General features: G+C 39.6%; 12 protein-coding genes and 2 pseudogenes. 1 reads left to right on the top strand and 13 read right to left on the bottom strand.

Going from position 1 to position 18,326, the window contains the following annotated elements; translation table 11 throughout:
• Positions 1 to 49: 49 nt before the first annotated feature.
• From PRIP_RS01155 to PRIP_RS01130, 6 genes are all read right to left on the bottom strand, one after another.
• Positions 50 to 1,204: a CDP-glycerol glycerophosphotransferase family protein gene (locus PRIP_RS01155; protein WP_036098999.1), complete on the bottom strand. Its 1,155-nt coding sequence runs from the start codon at positions 1,202 to 1,204 to the stop codon at positions 50 to 52.
• 10 nt (positions 1,205 to 1,214) lie between these two features.
• Positions 1,215 to 2,369, bottom strand: coding sequence for a CDP-glycerol glycerophosphotransferase family protein (locus tag PRIP_RS01150; protein ID WP_036098998.1), 1,155 nt, complete (start codon positions 2,367 to 2,369; stop codon positions 1,215 to 1,217).
• Positions 2,370 to 2,387: 18 nt separating this feature from the next.
• Entirely contained in the window at positions 2,388 to 3,767 is a 1,380-nt protein-coding gene (locus PRIP_RS01145; protein WP_036098997.1) for a glycosyltransferase family A protein, read from the bottom strand.
• Between the two features lie 332 nt (positions 3,768 to 4,099).
• Positions 4,100 to 5,125, bottom strand: a complete 1,026-nt coding sequence (locus PRIP_RS01140) for a ribitol-5-phosphate dehydrogenase (RefSeq protein WP_036098996.1) — start codon at positions 5,123 to 5,125, stop codon at positions 4,100 to 4,102.
• Positions 5,118 to 5,831, bottom strand: coding sequence for an IspD/TarI family cytidylyltransferase (locus tag PRIP_RS01135; RefSeq protein WP_036098995.1), 714 nt, complete (start codon positions 5,829 to 5,831; stop codon positions 5,118 to 5,120). The genes PRIP_RS01140 and PRIP_RS01135 overlap by 8 nt, the downstream gene beginning before the upstream one ends.
• Positions 5,832 to 5,934: 103 nt before the next feature.
• The gene (locus tag PRIP_RS01130) at positions 5,935 to 8,286 is read right to left on the bottom strand and encodes a bifunctional glycosyltransferase/CDP-glycerol:glycerophosphate glycerophosphotransferase (RefSeq protein WP_036098994.1); all 2,352 of its coding nucleotides are present in this window, start codon (positions 8,284 to 8,286) and stop codon (positions 5,935 to 5,937) included.
• A gap of 221 nt (positions 8,287 to 8,507) precedes the next feature.
• Between PRIP_RS01130 and galU the strand changes: the two genes are divergently transcribed.
• The gene (gene galU, locus PRIP_RS01125) at positions 8,508 to 9,404 is read left to right on the top strand and encodes a UTP--glucose-1-phosphate uridylyltransferase GalU (protein WP_036098993.1); all 897 of its coding nucleotides are present in this window, start codon (positions 8,508 to 8,510) and stop codon (positions 9,402 to 9,404) included.
• Positions 9,405 to 9,448: 44 nt separating this feature from the next.
• Here galU and PRIP_RS16050 read toward each other — a convergent pair whose 3' ends face one another.
• The 7 genes and pseudogenes from PRIP_RS16050 to tagH form a co-directional block, all read right to left on the bottom strand.
• A complete protein-coding gene (locus PRIP_RS16050) occupies positions 9,449 to 13,024 on the bottom strand; it encodes a PA14 domain-containing protein (RefSeq protein WP_052008660.1) in 3,576 nt (1,191 codons plus the stop codon).
• A gap of 135 nt (positions 13,025 to 13,159) precedes the next feature.
• On the bottom strand, positions 13,160 to 14,005 hold the full coding sequence (locus PRIP_RS16915) for a hypothetical protein (RefSeq protein WP_149023730.1): 846 nt from the start codon (positions 14,003 to 14,005) through the stop codon (positions 13,160 to 13,162).
• Between the two features lie 170 nt (positions 14,006 to 14,175).
• A complete protein-coding gene (locus PRIP_RS16910; protein WP_149023729.1) occupies positions 14,176 to 14,649 on the bottom strand; it encodes a hypothetical protein in 474 nt (157 codons plus the stop codon).
• A gap of 14 nt (positions 14,650 to 14,663) precedes the next feature.
• Positions 14,664 to 15,102 (bottom strand): annotated as a pseudogene (locus tag PRIP_RS01110) (GtrA family protein).
• A complete protein-coding gene (locus tag PRIP_RS01105) occupies positions 15,099 to 16,046 on the bottom strand; it encodes a glycosyltransferase family 2 protein (RefSeq protein ID WP_036098992.1) in 948 nt (315 codons plus the stop codon). The pseudogene PRIP_RS01110 and the gene PRIP_RS01105 overlap by 4 nt, the downstream one beginning before the upstream one ends.
• A 323-nt stretch (positions 16,047 to 16,369) precedes the next feature.
• Positions 16,370 to 17,110: pseudogene (locus PRIP_RS01100) on the bottom strand (DUF6270 domain-containing protein); the annotation flags it as partial.
• Positions 17,111 to 17,296: 186 nt separating this feature from the next.
• Positions 17,297 to 18,319, bottom strand: coding sequence for a teichoic acids export ABC transporter ATP-binding subunit TagH (gene tagH, locus PRIP_RS01095; protein WP_036098991.1), 1,023 nt, complete (start codon positions 18,317 to 18,319; stop codon positions 17,297 to 17,299).
• Between the last annotated feature and the right edge of the window lie 7 nt (positions 18,320 to 18,326).

The following is an 18,326-nucleotide window of genomic DNA, read 5'->3' as shown; positions in this document are numbered from 1 at the left end:
CACCTACTTTCCTAGACCAGTATATCAATAAATTAGCCTTTCCGCCAGCCTATTCCTGCTCCATTTTCACTTTCAAAAAGTCTACAAATCGCTGACTTGAAGCTCCATCGGAATATGTATTCCAACGCGCACCAAAATCACGAATTTGCGCAGTATAATCGGCCGGATTCTCAATTTCACGAATCACTTCGCCTGTCATCGTGCAAAGCCTCCCTGGCAATCGATCCACATATCCATCCGCAAGGCCGCGACTCGTATCATACACATCCTTATCGTACGCAAAGAAAATCATCGGCTTTTCGAAAAACGCGAATTCAAATGGAATGGACGAATAATCGGTGATTAAAATATCCACGACCGGCAAAAGCTTCTCAATTTCCATTTCTTTGTCCACGAAAATACAGAAATCATCCTCTTGTTTCGGCAAATCTGTCAACATCGAAGGGTGTAATTTCAACAATAATTTATAGTCAGCACTAAGTTTCTCTTTCATTAAGGCGACATCCAAATGTAATTTTGTATCATCTAACGCCTCATCGCGAAACGTTGGCGCATACAAAATGACCTTTTTACCATCTAATTGATACTTTTTAACGCTGTTTTGTTTATTTTGCTGTAACGCTGCCTCATCGAAATAATAGTCCGTCCGCGGCACGCCAAGCTTCAACAAACGTGAATCATCTAGCAAAAATGCGCGCTTGAAAATTTCGCCCATCTCGTCTGAACCGACAAGTACTTTGGAGAACGTTTGATACACGGCTTGAAAACGAGCTTTGTCAGCATCCGAACGAGCTTGTGCGGCTTTGTCTTCCCAGCCGAACTTCTTAAGTGCACCATTTGCATGCCAAATTTGTACACATGTTGCACTATCACGCCATTTCACACCAGCGAGCTCCGCAAAATAATTATCCGTCACAACCACTTTTGCCGTGCTTAAATGAAACATCAAACGCATCAAATTACCATTTGTCTTTGGCAATGAACGCATGAAATTCCGCGCCATCCCGTCCACATTCAACCGTGGATCATAAAAAACGATTGTTTCCGGTAAATAATGCATTTTATCCATCTCACGTAAAATCGCCGTCGGATTTTCCGGAAAACTAACCAACATCACGACTTTTTGTTGCATTGGAAAACGTCTAAACACAAAGCCTAACACCTGAATTGCCGTCATATAAAGCCTGATTGCTACTTTTTTCATCTACACACACCTACTTTTTAAAGACAATTTTCACAGTTTTTTCCGCTGCGTGCCCATTCTCCCATTCACAAAACTGTCGGAAAAATTGGCGATGACTCTGCGCTGGTTGCTCCAATATCGCGGCAATCTCATCCATCAATTGCCCGTTTGTCTCCACCAAAGGACCCGGCGCATTTTTCTCAAAATCAAAATAAAAACCACGTAACGTATCGCGATATTCCGCCAAATCATACGTAAAGAAAATCATTGGCCGATCAAGATTCGCATAATCAAAAAAGACCGACGAATAATCCGTAATCAACATATCACTTACTAAATACAAATCACGAATATCATCATATGCAGATACATCGCGAATAAAATCCCCATACTGCGCAAAATCAAACTGCTCAGCCACCAAATAATGCATCCGTACAAGTAGCACAACATCTTCACCAAAATGTTCCTTCATCTGCGCAACATCGAATTTCAAATCAAATTTATACTCGCCCATCTTGTAAAAATCATTATCACGCCACGTCGGCGCATACAGCACGACTCGTTTCCCATCAGGAATCACCAATTTCCGCCTAATATCAGCAATCAGCTGCCCCTTATTCGGACTAAACAACACATCATTCCGCGGGTACCCTGACTCAATCATCGCACCCGTGTACCCAAATGCACTGCGGAAAATCTCACTCGAATATGCATTGGGTGCTATTAGATAATCCCATTTCGCAGCTTCACGTACAAAATCTGCCTTGTATTGCTCTGTCGTCTGGCCTGGCATATGTACCTCATCAATATCCACACCTAGTCTCTTAAGCGGTGTCCCGTGCCATGTCTGCACATAAACCGTCTTCGCTGGCTTCGGCAACTCAAGCGGCAGGCGACTATTCGAAATCCAATATTTCGCCCGCCCCATCGTAAACAACCATTTCACCGAAAACCGCTTCACATAAGGAACACCATGCTCCTCAAAAAGCTTCGTATGGCGCGGATTAACACTCCACAAAAGCGTATACTCCGGTTCCTGCTCCAACATATATTCATAAATCGCCCGCGGATTACAACTATACTGTTTCCCAGAAAAACTTTCAAACATCACTAATTTTCGTTTTCGCGGTAAAAAGCCTACTAGCCGGAATAAAAAATAATAGACTCCTTGTATTAATTTTGCCATTCGATGTACCTCTTATCTCTATTGATTCAGCGCTCGTTTCAACTTCAATCGCCGTTTTGCTTTTTTTCTAAACTCTACCGTTAGATTAAAGTCTTCCAATACAACTTTCTTCTCCGGGTTTTGATAATACCATTTTCCTCGTAATTCCCAAGGACGCAACTTAATTTTCGTCGCGGAAATGCTGCCAACTGGCCGCACCACAACATCCCAAATGAGCTGGGCTTCTTTTCGTTTCACAACGCTCGCCTGCTTCGTCGCAAACAGTGTCTTCACTGCGAAAAAGCCATCCTCTGGCAATTCCATTCGAGCTTCTTCCACTTGACAAATCAGCTCCGCATGCCCATTTTTATGCCATTTCTTGCTCATCGTAACAACAGGTATATCCGCCAGTTCCATCGTTTCAAACTGGATGGGCCAACCATTTTTGCGCAGTGACAGCATCATTTCCTTCACCACTTGTGCAGTATCCAATTCCCAAATAAATCGCGTCTCAATCTCACTAAAAATCTGCTGAAAGTATGACACAAATGCCACCTGTTCATCCTCTGTCAACACTTCTCGAAAATACACATTTTCTTTATAAAAATATAATTTTGCGTGGTAACTAATCAAATATTGTACATACGGAATCACTTTACCGAATTTCGACTTGGACTCCTGTAAATACGATTGATAAACAGCTTCCATAAACGGCTGATAGCGCGATTTATTTTGCCATGATTTATTTACAAGTGACTTCTCTTCTTTCATATTTCGGTAGTAAAAATAGCCAACATTCGCCACCACGCCATATTTCTCATCGGCAAGCAACAGCTTCGTCAGCAACAGCTGGTCTTCACCAAAGCGCAACGATTCGTCAAACGCAAGATATTTCAAACTGCTAAAACGCAAAAAAGTTCCGCCAATATAAAAATGGATGGCTTGGTGTTCTTTTTGAATGTCAATGACGCGGGTTCCTTGTTCGAATCGTGTGTTCAGTTTATGTGTCCCAATTTTTCTGCGCGAACCGTAATCGTCTAAATAATAGAAAGGCGGCACTATCATGTTTATTTCGTCATGTTTCTCGGCAAAGCGAGCCATTTCGCGTATCATATGTAATGAATATACATCATCCGCATCTAAAAAGCCAACGAAATCAATGTCTTCTTTTATATGCATTAAGCCAATGTTTCTGGCGCGTGCTGGACCTCCATTTTTGATTCGGATATGATAGATATTATTTGGATGTTTTTGAGCAAATTCGTCGGCGATAGAGCCACTATTATCTGTGCTTCCGTCATTGATGAGTAGGATTTGGATGTTCTCTGTGAAGTTGTATGATTGTTTGATAATGCTTGTGATTGAGATTTCTAAGCGGGCTTCGGCATTGTAGAACGGGACTATTATTGCAAATTTCATGGGTTCACCTCCGTTAAAAGGGCTATATCGATTAGATGGGATATAGCCCTTGATTTGTTGAGTTATTTGGTTCTTAAAAGATGGGACTTGTTCTCACCTGTTTGTTTTGTTTAGTGATGGAATAATGGAGCGGAAGTCTCCGCGATAGCTTGCATGGTTTCGTTGTTTGGTGGTCGTATTTTCTGCGGGAAACATTGCATGGTAGGCGTCGCCTTCTTGTTCTAGCTTCCGGCCTCAACAGCCAGCCCTTCGGAGATTTTACTGCGCCTGCTCCAAGCTCTTTCAGGGCTAAGCGGGCTGTTTTGGCACTAGGTTTGGCACTAGGTTTGGCACTAGATTCTCCACTCCATCACACTCTTACCCCACGGACTGCGGAGGTCGGCTTCGAAGGCTTCGATTACGTCTTGGATGCATTTTACGGTATGGACTTCGCCTACTAAGTTTTGCAAGTATTCGACACCGCGTTTGTTTTTGCTTAGGAATTCGACTGTTTTTTCGAAGTCTATGCGACCACTGCGGCTACTTCCATACACTGTTAGACCTTTTTCTAAAACCATGCGGGAATTAAATTCGATTGGATATTCGGATACGCCTAGTAATGAAATCGTTCCTTCTGGTTTGATTAGGTCAATGATTTGGCTTACTGCGTACTCGCTACCACGTCCGCCTGCACATTCGAAGGCTTGGTCTATGGATAAATCCTCTGGGACGTTGTCGATAGAGAAAGCTTCGTCGACAAACGAGAAGAAGTCTAATTTATATGGTGTTTTTCCAAAAATATAAACTTTGCTTTCTGGATACCAATTTTTTAGTAATAATGCTGTGATGAAGCCTAAATTCCCGTCGCCCCATACACCGAATGATTCGCGGTTCGCATTGGCTTTCTCGTCGAATCGTAAAATCGCATGGACCGCTACGGAGATTAGTTCTGAAAACGCGGCTACACGTGGGTTAATGTCATCTGGAAGGACAACGACACGGTCGCGACGCATGAAAACGTAATCTTGCATCAAACCATCGTAACCACTCGAACGGAACTTACTTGTACGCAAATAATTCTCATCAATAATTGGATCGGTTTCCATAGGTGTATTTGGAATCATGACTACCTTTGTGCCTGGTTTGAATTCTTTGGTTGCGTCATACACGATTTCGCCGATACCTTCGTGAATAAGCGCCATTGGTAGTTTTTTAGAAAGCATTTCTTTTCCACGAGAACCGGTATAATAGCGCTGGTCCGCGGCACAAATCGATAAATGGGTTGGGCGAACAACGACCACATCTTCATTCAAAGATTCATCCACATTGGCAACTTCGAATTGTCGCTCCGATACTAGTCGGTATACTTGGTTAATCATTGGCAATACGCTCCTGAACAATCGCATTAGCCACTTTTAGATCGTATGGTGTTGTAATCTTGATATTGAAGATTTCGCCCTTCACAAGCTTCACGTGGTCTCCTGCAAGCAAGCAAATCTTACAAGCATCCGTCAAAATTTGTTTCTCATCTGCCGTTAGCTTCTGATAGTGATTGTACAGCTTCTTAATGTTGAAGCTCTGCGGTGTTTGACCTTGGTACATATGATCACGAACTGGAATGTCCGTAATAAAATCATGATTCGATGATTCTACAATCGTGTCAATCGCTTCGATAACTGTGTCAACCGCGCCAGTTTCAAGTGCCGCGTCAATGTTATCCTCGATAATCCGGTGCGTTAAGAACGGGCGAACCGCGTCATGCGTAATAATAACATCGTCTTCATTCAAGCCAAAATTCGACTCAATATAGCGGATGCCATTCATAATCGTTTCATTTCGATCCGAGCCACCTTCAATAACAACCACACGGTCATCTGACACATATTTCTTAATATTATCTTCCGCGTGATTCATCCATTCCTTCGGGGACGAAATAATAATCTTATCAAAACGATTATTCAAAATAAACTTCTCCACGGTATGCACAATAATCGGCTTACCATTAAGGGATAGAAACTGTTTTGGCATGCTGACGTTTCCCATCCGCGTACCTTTACCTCCAGCTAAAATTTGAGCGTATATCATTCTCTAATCTCCTTTAACTGTTTTTTATGTTGATATGTTTCATTGTAACATAAAACTAGCGCATAAACTTCTCTTACCTCATTCATGCGCCAGTTTTTCATTTTTATTTAATTAATTCTCGTACAATCCGTTCTGCTGACTTTCCGTCTAAATCGTCGAAGAAACGTTTTTTGAATGCGCGGACTTTATCCAAATCAAAATCATTCGTCTCAATCGCGCTAATAATCTCGTCGTTTGTACGTACAATCGGACCAGGTACGAATGCTTCGTAATCGTAATAGAAGTTACGCTCGCCAAGATAATTCTCAAGATCGTACGCATAGAATAACACCGGTTTTTCCATAATGGAGAAGTCAAAAACAACAGAAGAATAATCTGTAATGAGGATATCCGTATTAATTAAGACATCATTAATGTCTTCACGGCTCATATTAAACGCAAACTCTTGCAAATCAAATGGAACACCTACGCCTCGTGTAACAGATGGATGCATCTTCAAAATCAGTGCATATTCGTCGCCAAGTTGTTCTGCTAGACGGCGAATGTTCAAGTTCATCACAAAATTCTGACGTTCTCCTGGTCCACCGCGGAATGTTGGCGCGTACGTAATAATTTTTTTACCTTTTAGATGCGGGTATCTCCCTAAGAAAGAAGCTTTAATATATGTTTTATAATCCTCATTGAAAAAGCGATCTGTTCTCGGAACCCCAAGAGGTACAACGTCTTTCACTGGGACATCAAAAGCATCCGCATAAAACGGCACAATTTCACTAGAAGAAACAACCACTTTTGAATAGTTCTTGTGCGCCGAACGTTCAAAGCTTTCCGTATTACTGTCCGCATAGCCAATGGAACTAAAACCGAACTTCTTGAAAGCACCAGCTGCGTGCCAAAGTTGAATGACTTCCGTACCATTGTTCGTCGTTAAACCGTACATTTGGCGATAATAATCATCTAAAAACACATATTTCGCCGTCGCCACATCTTTGTACAGAGCTAACAACTCACGAACAGAACGGTTTGGCTGTTTCAAGTAGCCAACAACTTCGTAATCAGGCTTTTGCTTCAATATTTCATCGTAAACAGCCTTAAACGAATCCGCCAAAATATCATGTTTATTCGTCAAAAATACGATTTTATTCTGCTTCTGGCCTAATTTGTAAATTGGAAACGCAATACGGCGCGCGTAGAAGTTCCGCGACATACCTTGAATCTTCTTCCACGTACCAATCACCACTTTTTTGAAACTAGCTGAAATCATCGTTCCAGCCTTCCGAACTGCTAAGCGATTATAAATTGGACGCACGGAATTACGGTTTGCCGCTTTTTGCCCAGCACGAACTTCTTTCGGAAAATTAGAAGAAAGCAATTTATTCATTGAACCTGGGTCAAGCTTGCTATACGCTAATTTCAATGCTCGCAAATAATTCGGGCGCGCTTTTTCTTTAATAAAAGTATAACGATTAATGGTCTCAAATGTTAACAAGCGCTGCAATACACCTAGACTATTATAGAGATTCACATCCATAGAATCGACTAATTCATAAAACGCATCGAACATTTTGACCTGCGTTCCAGCATTGCCTTCCATGATAATTCCTTTATATGCTGGCCAAATATCAGCAGATACAATCCGGTCATAATAATCTGTACGAATTTTTGCAAGAGCAATCGGATTTTCTACGTATTTTGTAAACAGCGGATCAGATAACTTGGTACTCTCAATAATATCTTTAAAACTTACATACGGATCTGACTTCACAATTTGTGATAAGGAGACATCTCCCTCATCTTCACGCGCACGGTAATTGTAAATGATTTCATCTACCGTATATATATCGCCAGACTTCAAATAGGCTTCTAAAACAAACGGATGATCCTCGGCAACTTTAATAGATGTAGGGAAACCAATATTTTTCACCACATCCGCACGATATAATTTATTACATGGGCCAAGCGTGTATAACATCTCTGGATTTTTCACAAGCGTCTTGCGCCCTTTCTTGAAAACCCCTTTCTTGAAATGTCCGCCGATAAACCACGAACGGCTACTATTGAAGCTTACTGAAATCCCAGTAACAACACCAACTTGCTCCGTTTCAGCAGCGTGATACATGATTTCTAGGGCTTTTTCCGGCAAAATATCATCCGAATCAACAAAACTAATGTACTTCCCTTTAGCAACAGCTAAACCATTATTACGTGCGGTTCCAGGCCCTGAATTAGGTTCTTTAACGACCACGATATTATCATGCGCATTTGCGATCTCGATAATACGCTCTAAACTGCCGTCTGATGAGCCATCGTCCACCAGCACAACTTCAATTCCGTTCAATGTTTGATTAAGTAAAGAGTCAATGGTTTCATCAATGTAGCGAATAACATTATACACCGGTATAACAACCGATACTTTAGGTTCTGCAATAGCAGCTGATTTTACAATCTCATAGAGCATTCTATTTCTCCCTCAAACTTTTATTTATCACTCTCAAATCTATTATAATTACAGCAAAATGTCAAGGACTCAGTAAATTTAAAAGGATGCACTCATATAGGCTTAAATAATTACGTTCACAAGAAATAAGACAATGCCTGCAAAAACTTGTAAATCAACGTACTTATCCCTTATAATGAATTACGTGGACGACAATATTTTTTTTGAAGGAGAATGCCATTATGAAAGTAAGGAAAGCGGTCATTCCAGCAGCGGGACTTGGAACTCGTTTCTTACCCGCAACAAAAGCAATGCCTAAAGAAATTTTACCTATTGTAGATAAACCAACGATTCAATATATCGTCGAGGAAGCAGTTGCATCAGGAATTGAAGATATTTTAATCGTTACCGGTAAAGGAAAACGCGCGATTGAAGACCATTTCGACTCTGTGCCAGAACTAGAAAATAACTTGCGTGAGAAAAATAAACTAGAACTCTTGCATTTGGTAGAAGAAACGACAAATATCAATTTACATTTCATTCGCCAGTCCAAACCAAAAGGTCTAGGTGATGCGATTTTGCAAGCAAAGGGTTTTGTAGGGAACGAACCATTTATCGTTATGCTAGGTGATGATATTGTTCAGTCCAAAACACCGTGCTCCAAACAACTTATCGATCAATATAAAAAAACGCATAGCTCCGTCATTGGTGTACAGCACGTTCCACACGAAGAAACATATCGTTATGGTATCATTGATCCATTAAATGAATACAGCAATGGCTTATATAATGTTAAAGGTTTTGTAGAAAAACCAGATCCAGACAAAGCTCCATCCGATTTGGCGATTCTTGGCCGATATTTACTAACACCGCAAATCTTTGACTTTTTGGAAACACAAGAGCCGGGTGCTGGCGGTGAGATTCAATTAACAGATGCTATCAATCGTTTAAATGAAATCCAACGTGTGTTTGCTTATGATTTTGAAGGTCAACGTTTTGATGTTGGAGATAAATTTGGATTTATTAAAACAACGATGGAATTTGCATTAAGACATCCAGAAATTAAAGACGAAGTTGCTGGCTTGATTGATGAGCTATACGTTGAAATTCATAAAAAAGACACGAAAAAGAAGAAATAACAAAAATGCTTGACCCGGCAGTCTCCTGCTAGGCCAAGCATTTTTTATTGATATTTAGGCACTTCAAAGTTTTGAATATAGCTTGTTAGTAAGCTATAGATGTTATACATACTCGTTGTTTGACTTGTCGCCCATTTAATATCTGTTGCATATTGATGTACGCCAGGATTAGCGGGATTCCATCTCATTTTATAGAGCGTATCTTGTCCTTTTGATACATAGTTTTGCGCAACGAACTGCGCGCCACCAATAATTGCTTTTTCAGGTGTGTCCCAGCCTTGTTTGTAAGCATATTCAGAACCACCCTTTAACGCATTACTATCTACAGCGCCAATTCCATACATGTTGTATACAGTCTTAGGTGTTACTGGTTTGCCATCAACACTACTTACTAATACACCATTAGCAAGTTGGGAAGAACCATTTCCTGTTTCTAACATCGCATGCGACATCAAATAAATTTCATTTACTTTATATGTCCTAGCGGCAGTTGCAAAGCTTGCACCTTTTCCAGTTAAGATTCCTTTGTTAGCAAGAACTTTACTGTTTACTTCGGCAATATTGATTCCTGCTGCTTTTGATAGAACAAGGAATTGCAAATATTCTTTAGAACCCTTCGTGAAATTGTTTGGATTCATATAATATTGTACGTCTTTTTGGTAGGCGTTAACCCATGCACGTGTGTAGTTGAATTTATACCATTTCGCGCCATCCGTTCCTGTTACAGTCCCTGTAATGGTGATAGTAACGTCTTTCGCGAGTGGTCCAACAAGGAATGCGTTCGGGTTTGCCGCATCTCGCACACTAGTTGCAGCGTTCATTTTACCTGTCCCACCACCAGCATTTAAAGTTACAAAATTACTGCGAACATAATTATTTGGTGGCTTCACGCTTGTTTGTGGTGGCGGTGATCCCGCCATTTGTTTCGCTAGCGCCGAAGCAAGTGTGTAGTTATACGGGATTGTTGTATAATTTTGCTCGATGCCTGTAACATAGTTGATATTGAAAGAAAGCGCTGCACTTCCCGTATCTTCCATGTATTCAATGATAAACTTATGGTTTCCTTTTGAAAGCGGGATTGTTTCTTTGTAATTATTAAGCCCCGCTACCCATTGCTGATACACAACTTGACCATCTACTTTTACACGGATACGATCATCGGCGCGACCCGTTATTTCATAGTTACCATCTTTCGCCATGTTTAATGTTGCTTCATAGCGAGCCGTGAAGTTGTCACTAGGAATGCTTGGTCCTGGACTACCTGTACCCCAGTTATCATTAATACTACTCATTGTTTTATAAACTGGGCGACCAGAGAAGGTATTTGTTGGATAATATCTTGCCACCCATGTGTTGGAAGGTAACATATTAAAATCAATAGATGCCGCTCCTGTACGTTCCACATATTCCACTTTGACATTATGCCAGCCAGCCGTTAAGGCTACGACATCGTTTTCTTCACGTACATAAGTTTGATTCCGATTATCGAAAACAACTTTGCCATCAATTGTCACACGCATACCATCATCAGCACGACCTACAATATTGTAGTTTTGCGCTTTTGGAGCATAGTATTGTTTCTCGATGACTGCAGAGAAATTGTCTGTTGGTATTGCTTTATCTGGACTACCATATGCCCAGTTTTGATAAAATGCGGTTTGTGTGTCATATGATTTCGTCACGTAATCACCTGTTAATGTGGTGTTTTTATAGTAACGCGCAAACCATTTATCTAGTTTTTCAATATTCATATTGATGGACGCTGCACCTGTCTTATGCTTGTAGGCAATAGAGATGGCATGTTTGCCTTTTGGCATCCAAATCACCTTGTTGTATTGTCCAGACACGGTACCCATATTTTTACCATCCATATAAATAATAGCTTCGTCTTTCACATTACCGTAAAAGCGATAGTGAAACGACTCTGGAACACTGATTTGACGGTGAATTCTTGCAGAGAAATGATCACTTGGTACGCTACTATTCGGTGAACCAGTTCCCCAGTTCTTCATGAGTGCTGTACCAATCACTTCGTCATATGCATATGGAAAACCTGATACAGTTTCATTAGGATAATATTTCGCATACCAAGAATTAGCATCGACGAGGTCAAAATTCACATAAGCTGCTCCACCGCCTTCTTTGAATTTAATCCGGATGTCGTGAGTACCTTTTGTTAAAGATACAACCGGATAAAATTCACCACGTGCTGTCTGGTTTACAACCTGCTTACCATCTACAAAAATTGCTGTTGCATCGTCTACATTACCAATAATGCGATAATCCTTTGCTTCAGTAATTTCGACTTGCTTATCCATAATACCCGTAAAATTGTCTCTGTTCACACTCGAATTCGGAGAACCAGTTCCCCATTTATGCGATAGCTTATTCGATGTCGAACCCACTGTCGTATAAACCGAGCTAAGCCCCCAAGTTGTATTGTTAAAATACTGTTCATACCACGCATTAGCCTTCACAAGGTTCATTTGTACATGAGCTGCTCCAGTCTTTTCGCGGTATTGAACGGTCACTTGGTGTTTACCTTTTGTCAGCGGGAGGGTATAGTTCAGATTATCCTGAAATGTATCCCAACTATTTACAACAGCTTTTCCATCCACATAAACACGTACGCCATCGTCTACTTTCCCAACAAGGCGATAGTTTCCTGCTTCCGTGATATTGTATTGCTTCGAGAAGAAGCCACTAAAGTTGTTCACACCAATACCAGCACCTGGCGAGCCATAACCCCAAACTTTATTCAAGTAGCTGTCTGTATTTAGCTTTTCTGTTCGCTTCGGCGTACCTGTCATATTGTTGTTCGGAAAATATACCGCGTTCCATTGATTCGCCGGAACTAAGTCAGCCGTAATATAAGCTGCACCGCCTGCTTCCAAATAATCTACACGTACTTCATGCGTACCTGCTGTCAGAGGAATCGTCATATTCAGATTAGCCATGCTTGGTTTAAAATTATTATACACAAGCTTATTATCTACATACACCCGAATTCCGTCATCAGCACGACCAATAATACGATAATCAGCCGCAGCATTTAGCGTAATATTTTTACGAAATGTTGCTGAAAAAGCATCTACTGGTAGCGCTGTGTTTGGTGAACCGTAACCCCAGTCTTTCTTGATTTTTGCACCGAGATCTTCAGAACCTTTAATCGGCAAGCTCACCGTTTTGTTCGGATAGTATTGCGCACTCCAATTGGTACTCTTCGTAAAGTCTACCCAGAGTTTCGCGGCACTTGATACTTCCACGTACTCCACTTTAATCTTGTGCGTTCCCTTAGTAATACTAACCAATTCGTTGAGTCGGTGAACATTATTCGTCCACTTATCAACTACCAATTTTCCATCGACATAGACCTTGACCCTATCATCCGCCACACCACTAATTCGATACGTCGCTGTTTCATTAAATGTCATGTCAGCTTCGTACTTCGCCGAAAAATTATCTTTATTAACTTTCGAACTTGGTGAACCATAGCCCCAATCAAAATGAAGTGCTTTCTCTGTTTGTTTCAGGACCGGCGTGCCAGAAAGCGTTGTGTTATTATAGTAACTTGCCGACCAAGAAGTCGCTGCCTCCGCTTGTAACGGTTCTTTCGTCACAAAAAAAAGTGCAAGTTGCTACAAACCCCAACGCTAATATTGCTATTTTTCTGATTGACCTTTACCTCCTTGAAATAATTTACGTACCTGTCTATTATTTCACAGTTGGCAGTCGAAAACAACATTACAAATGTGTTATTTTGCACCTTTGTATGGAACTATTTTTAGGGTCGTGCCTTTAGGTAGATTGTAATATTTCACAAAAACTGGTGCATGCGGTCCGTCCTGAATTGGCGTGCTCATCCATAAATACTGTTGATATGGAAGTCTCTCTAGTTCAACAACCTGCTTTCCAGCGGCGGCCTGCTCGCGAACACTCTTCATGCGTGCATCACTTGCTTGTCCGATTTCTGTAAAAACATAAGAATAAGCTATTACGAACAGTAAGACTAAAGAAAATATCGGTAAATATAAAGAACGCAAATTCAAATAGTTCTCTGTATACAAAAATTGCACAGTTCTAACAGCAAATAATACAAAAAACATATAACAAATAATAAAGTTACGTGGTCCAAATGGAGTCACAAAGAAGAGTGGTGCGGCCAATGTAACGACTGAAATAAGATAGAATGACAGCTCCGCCTTTAGATTCGCTGTTGGTATGAACATTAGCACTGTAGCAAGCAATACTAAATAAAAGAGTAAGGAAAAGTAGGCTTCAAAAGTAGTAGTCGCTTCTGAAGAAATTTGGAAAACACCTGCTACTAATGGTTTGTAAAGCGGATAAATAGTTAGTACTACAATGAATAGCCCCTTAAAGATAAGCTGCACTGTAGAAATGTTTTGCGCTACTTTCATTAATACGAAAATCGCAATGATTGCAAGTACAATATTCAGCCCCACATTATTCATAACAAGATACTGGTACATCGTTGTTTTAAATGTATCATAGACCCTTTCAAAAATCCCCATATCACTGTTGACAGTTCGATAGCCATCTTCCCCACTAAATATTTTTGCATATGCACCATTGGAAAACATAATTGCAGCTCCAACAATTACAGATACAAAGTACACAATGTGAAGAAGAAAGAATTTACGATATTTCACAAATGACCAAATAATAACAAAAATACTAGCAACAATCGTATACAGCGTTGCATGCTCTACAAAAAGTTGCCCAACAATCCCTAGCGGAATAACGAGTATAGTCAGCCATATGCTATATGTAGGCTTCTTATCATAAAAATATTTTTAATAATTAGCAAGTAGAGTAAAATAAATACTGCTGCAGTGTTATAGTTTGAAAAGCCAGCTGCCCATCCATAGGTTTGAGCAAACATATTCGCAGGAACAGTGAGGAATAATAAAAAGCTAAGTAAGTACACACCTAATGATGTCGTTTTCGAAATTAGAGCTGGTAAAATGACCATTAATGATCCAAATAGCCCCATAAGTAATATACGCAACCAACCGATACGCGTAATTAATAATTCCGTATAATTTCCAAAATAGCGTCCATTATAGTCTTTAAAACCATTATGGAATCTCTCCATTCCAACATTCATTCCCCAATTCCAATCATCATGTGTTAACGGCGTTCGATATGCAATATACGTATAAAATAAAAATACTAAAAACCCTATCAAACCTAATAATTTCCAATTTTTCTCTGTACGAATCATAATTTACCTACCTTTTACTTCCTAATTTTAAAGATTATCCATTTACTAAATACATAGTTCAAGACAAGTACAATGACATTTGTTAGAATTTTTGCTACTAGTGCATTTGTACCCAAGCCACTAATCAAAATAACCATCACTGCCAAATCGACCAAGTATGTCAAGAAACGGAAACCAAAGAATGATGACGCTTCACGCACACGATCTTTCCAAGTGGGTGTATAGCTTTCAAATACATATCGTTTATTCGTTGCATAAGCAAAAATAACAGATGCTATCCAAGAAACAGTATTTGAAGTCACATAATCAATCCCAAAAAATGAATTAACAGAGCCAAAACGACGCAATATTAACGACAGTCGTAAAGCCTCCCATGATGATATACATAATAATACTATAGAAATTGCCATGTTCTTTTCTGAAATTCGTGATTAAGTCCTTTATCTTTTTCATTTTATCGGCTCTCTCTCATCGTTGTATTCTTCGACAAAGTATAATGGTCGACCCTTCACTTCATTAAAAATTCGTCCCAAGTATTCTCCAATAATTCCAATCGAAATCAACTGAACTCCACCTAAGAATAAAATGACTATCATTAGTGTTGGGAAACCTTCGACGGCATTTCCCGTTACAAGCGTTGCAATGAATATATATATCATATAAATAAAAGCAACAATCGATACAATAAATCCTAAAATAGAAGAAATTTTGAGCGGTGTAGTGGTGAATGATGTCATTCCTTCCAAAGCAAGGTTAAACAGTGAGCCGTAGTTCCACTTCGTTTCTCCAGCAAGGCGCGGGGCAGCATCAAACTCAATTTCTACTTTCTTGAATCCCATCCAGCTGTATAGACCTTTGGAGTAGCGCTGTGTTTCCCGTAATTTTTTGAGTGCATCAATACAGCGACGGTCAAGTAGACGGAAATCACCAGCATCTGGAAGAACTGGCGTTTTCGACATTTTTTGTAGTAACTGATAGTATTTCTTAGATGTATATTTCTTTAGCCAAGTTTCACCTTCACGAATTTTTCGTTTCGCATAAACATCCTCGTAGCCCTGTTCCCATAGTTGTAACATTTCTGGAATCAACTCTGGTGGGTGTTGCAAATCTGCATCCATCGTCACCATCGCATCACCTTTTGCATAATCAAACCCTGCAGCCATAGCGATTTCTTTTCCATAATTCCGAGCAAGGTCCACATAAGAAACACGAGAATCCTTGGCGCGCAATTCTTTCATAATCTGAACCGAATTATCCGAACTACCATCATTAATGAACAAAAGCTCATAATCATAACGATCCGAAACCGTAGTCATGACTTCCTTTATACGGTCGTATAGGTGCGGTAATACCTCACTTTCGTTATAAGCAGGTACCGAGATTGTTATTAATTTCATATTTCACTACATCCTTATTGTTTTTTACATACTTATACAGTATAACAGAAAAAATTTATTCATAAAAGGAAAGACATGCAAACACATAGTTATTCCTTACACGTATCCTCTATTTATGTATGTGCTTATTAAACTATACAACCTACAATTCCTTTATTAAATTTAGAAAAAAAATGCAATAACACTACTGCTAAACAAAAAAATACCAATGGATATATAGTCCATCAGTATCTTCTATTTCTGCGTTAACTATTGAATACATAGACTAATACTCTTTATGTGAAAAAGTATGTGTAGTGGGAAGAGGTAAATAGATACTATCGCTATTCGCTAACTCTTTCCTTATTCTTTTTAAAGATTCGAAACCAGCTGTTGTCTTTCTCAATCGCACTTAGTCTATTCATGAATAAAGGATAATAGTCCATTGTGTAATGCACATAAAAAAGCCCCCATGGATGTTCATCAAAACTTAAAAACTCTCTATTTTTTTTGAACAAATCAATAACTTTAATAGATTGGTTACTTTCTCTGATATACGCATGCATTTCATCTAACATCTCATTGTAATAATCCACATTAATATTTTTCACCTTACCAGAAGTTGCAATGTCAAATCGATTATCATCAAAATTATAATATTCCTTCACATTCCGGATTTGATGAAGAATAATCTTACTCTTTGGTGATGCTTTTTTTAATTTTTCAAGAACTGTATCCCATGATTTTTTCCAGAGTTCCATGTACTGTTTGCGATCTTTATCGATAGATAGTTCTGCGGCTTTATCTTTTAATGCTTCTTTATAATACGCGGTACGCCACAATTTCCAACGATTATTCGACACATACTCTCCGGGTTCTATTTCTAAAACACCGAAATGAGCATCAGCAAATAAATCCACTATAATTGTATCTGGTTGAAGTCTCGCTAAATGGTCAAAGAATTCTTTTGTAAAATCGGATCTAACGCACCACTCATCGTATTCCGAAAAATTGTCTGCTGAAACCACTGGATTTTCTCTTTTTTTAGATGCCATGGAAATAATAGAGCTCTGATTCTGCATGAGAACACATTCGAATTTTTTTTTTTATAATTAACATTGAAAATAGAATTAAAGTTATCTCTTGTAGCACAACTACCCAGTACTGCTATTCTTTTCATTTCATTTCTCTCCTTCAGATACGCTCTCTCAAAAAATCGGACAGCCTTAGTAAATAACTGTCCGATTTTCATTATACTATTTATTCATAAACTAATAAAGCCGTTGTGCCTCACTTCTCGCATCCATTGCTGCATCAACATGCTTCACAATTTGCGGTTCATCGCCGCTCGCTTTGAACATACCTAGAACAGACTGACCTGTTCCTACGCAGTAGCCAAAGAAAATCGCCAATGCAATTAATACAGTAAGCGCAATTTTGTCGAACCAGCTTAGTTTGTATTTATTGGCATTTGGATTTGGATAGATGACTTTTTGTGGGCGTTTTTGCTTGCGTTTGAAGTCGTTTTGGTAGTCTTTTTTGTAGGATTTGGATTGGCCATTAAACCAGCGTACAAATGTATCGTACTTATCTGCGACTTCTTGGGCGTTTCCCATCTCACGGATTTGCCCGTAGTGCATCCAGATAATGCGGTCACATAAGCTTTTCATTTGGCCTAAGGAGTGACTGACGAACACAATTGTACGACCTGCTTCTTTAAATTCTGTGATTTTTTCTACGCATTTCTTGTAGAAAGTCTGATCTCCTACAGATAGCGCTTCATCGATGACAAGAATATCAGGATCGGTATGCACGGAAATCGCAAAACCTAGACGAGAGCGCATCCCACTGGAATAGTTCTTGATTGGTTGGTTCATGAAATCACCAATATCTGCGAAATCAATGATTTTTGGCATCAAAGCGTTTATTTCTGATGTTTTTAAACCATGCATAAGCAGTTTCAAGCGGACGTTTTCGTAACCGGTTAGCGGGCCTTTTAAACCGACGGCTATTGCGATTAGAGAAGTCTCGCCATTGATGACCACTTCGCCTTGAGTTGGTGGGATAACGCCAGACATGATATTAGATATGGTTGATTTTCCAGAGCCGTTAATTCCGATTAGCCCCACTGTTTCACCATCGTAAATGTTAAAACTAACGTCGCGTAATGCCCAGAATGATTGAGTTTGCTTATTTTTAGGTAAGAATAGACTCTTGATTTTGTCAGATTTATTTTGATAGAGGTCGTATTCTTTGGACACATGTTTGAATGCTACTTTGATATTTTTTGCCATTTGCCCT

The organism is Paenilisteria riparia FSL S10-1204, from assembly GCF_000525995.1.
In the GTDB taxonomy this organism is placed as follows: Bacteria; Bacillota; Bacilli; order Lactobacillales; family Listeriaceae; genus Listeria_A; species Listeria_A riparia.
Note: the sequence above shows the minus strand (reverse complement) of the source record. Positions and strands in the feature narration are given on the sequence as shown.

What these genes read in the sequence shown, in the direction of transcription:
- PRIP_RS01155 (WP_036098999.1), bottom strand. Translation starts at nt 1,204, where the DNA reads ATGAAAAAAGTAGCAATCAGGCTTTATATGACGGCAATTCAGGTGTTA.
- PRIP_RS01150 (WP_036098998.1), bottom strand. Translation starts at nt 2,369, where the DNA reads ATGGCAAAATTAATACAAGGAGTCTATTATTTTTTATTCCGGCTAGTA.
- PRIP_RS01145 (WP_036098997.1), bottom strand. Translation starts at nt 3,767, where the DNA reads ATGAAATTTGCAATAATAGTCCCGTTCTACAATGCCGAAGCCCGCTTA.
- PRIP_RS01140 (WP_036098996.1), bottom strand. Translation starts at nt 5,125, where the DNA reads ATGATTAACCAAGTATACCGACTAGTATCGGAGCGACAATTCGAAGTT.
- PRIP_RS01135 (WP_036098995.1), bottom strand. Translation starts at nt 5,831, where the DNA reads ATGATATACGCTCAAATTTTAGCTGGAGGTAAAGGTACGCGGATGGGA.
- PRIP_RS01130 (WP_036098994.1), bottom strand. Translation starts at nt 8,286, where the DNA reads ATGCTCTATGAGATTGTAAAATCAGCTGCTATTGCAGAACCTAAAGTA.
- galU (WP_036098993.1), top strand. Translation starts at nt 8,508, where the DNA reads ATGAAAGTAAGGAAAGCGGTCATTCCAGCAGCGGGACTTGGAACTCGT.
- PRIP_RS16915 (WP_149023730.1), bottom strand. Translation starts at nt 14,005, where the DNA reads ATGTTTTCCAATGGTGCATATGCAAAAATATTTAGTGGGGAAGATGGC.
- PRIP_RS16910 (WP_149023729.1), bottom strand. Translation starts at nt 14,649, where the DNA reads ATGATTCGTACAGAGAAAAATTGGAAATTATTAGGTTTGATAGGGTTT.
- PRIP_RS01105 (WP_036098992.1), bottom strand. Translation starts at nt 16,046, where the DNA reads ATGAAATTAATAACAATCTCGGTACCTGCTTATAACGAAAGTGAGGTA.
- tagH (WP_036098991.1), bottom strand. Translation starts at nt 18,319, where the DNA reads ATGGCAAAAAATATCAAAGTAGCATTCAAACATGTGTCCAAAGAATAC.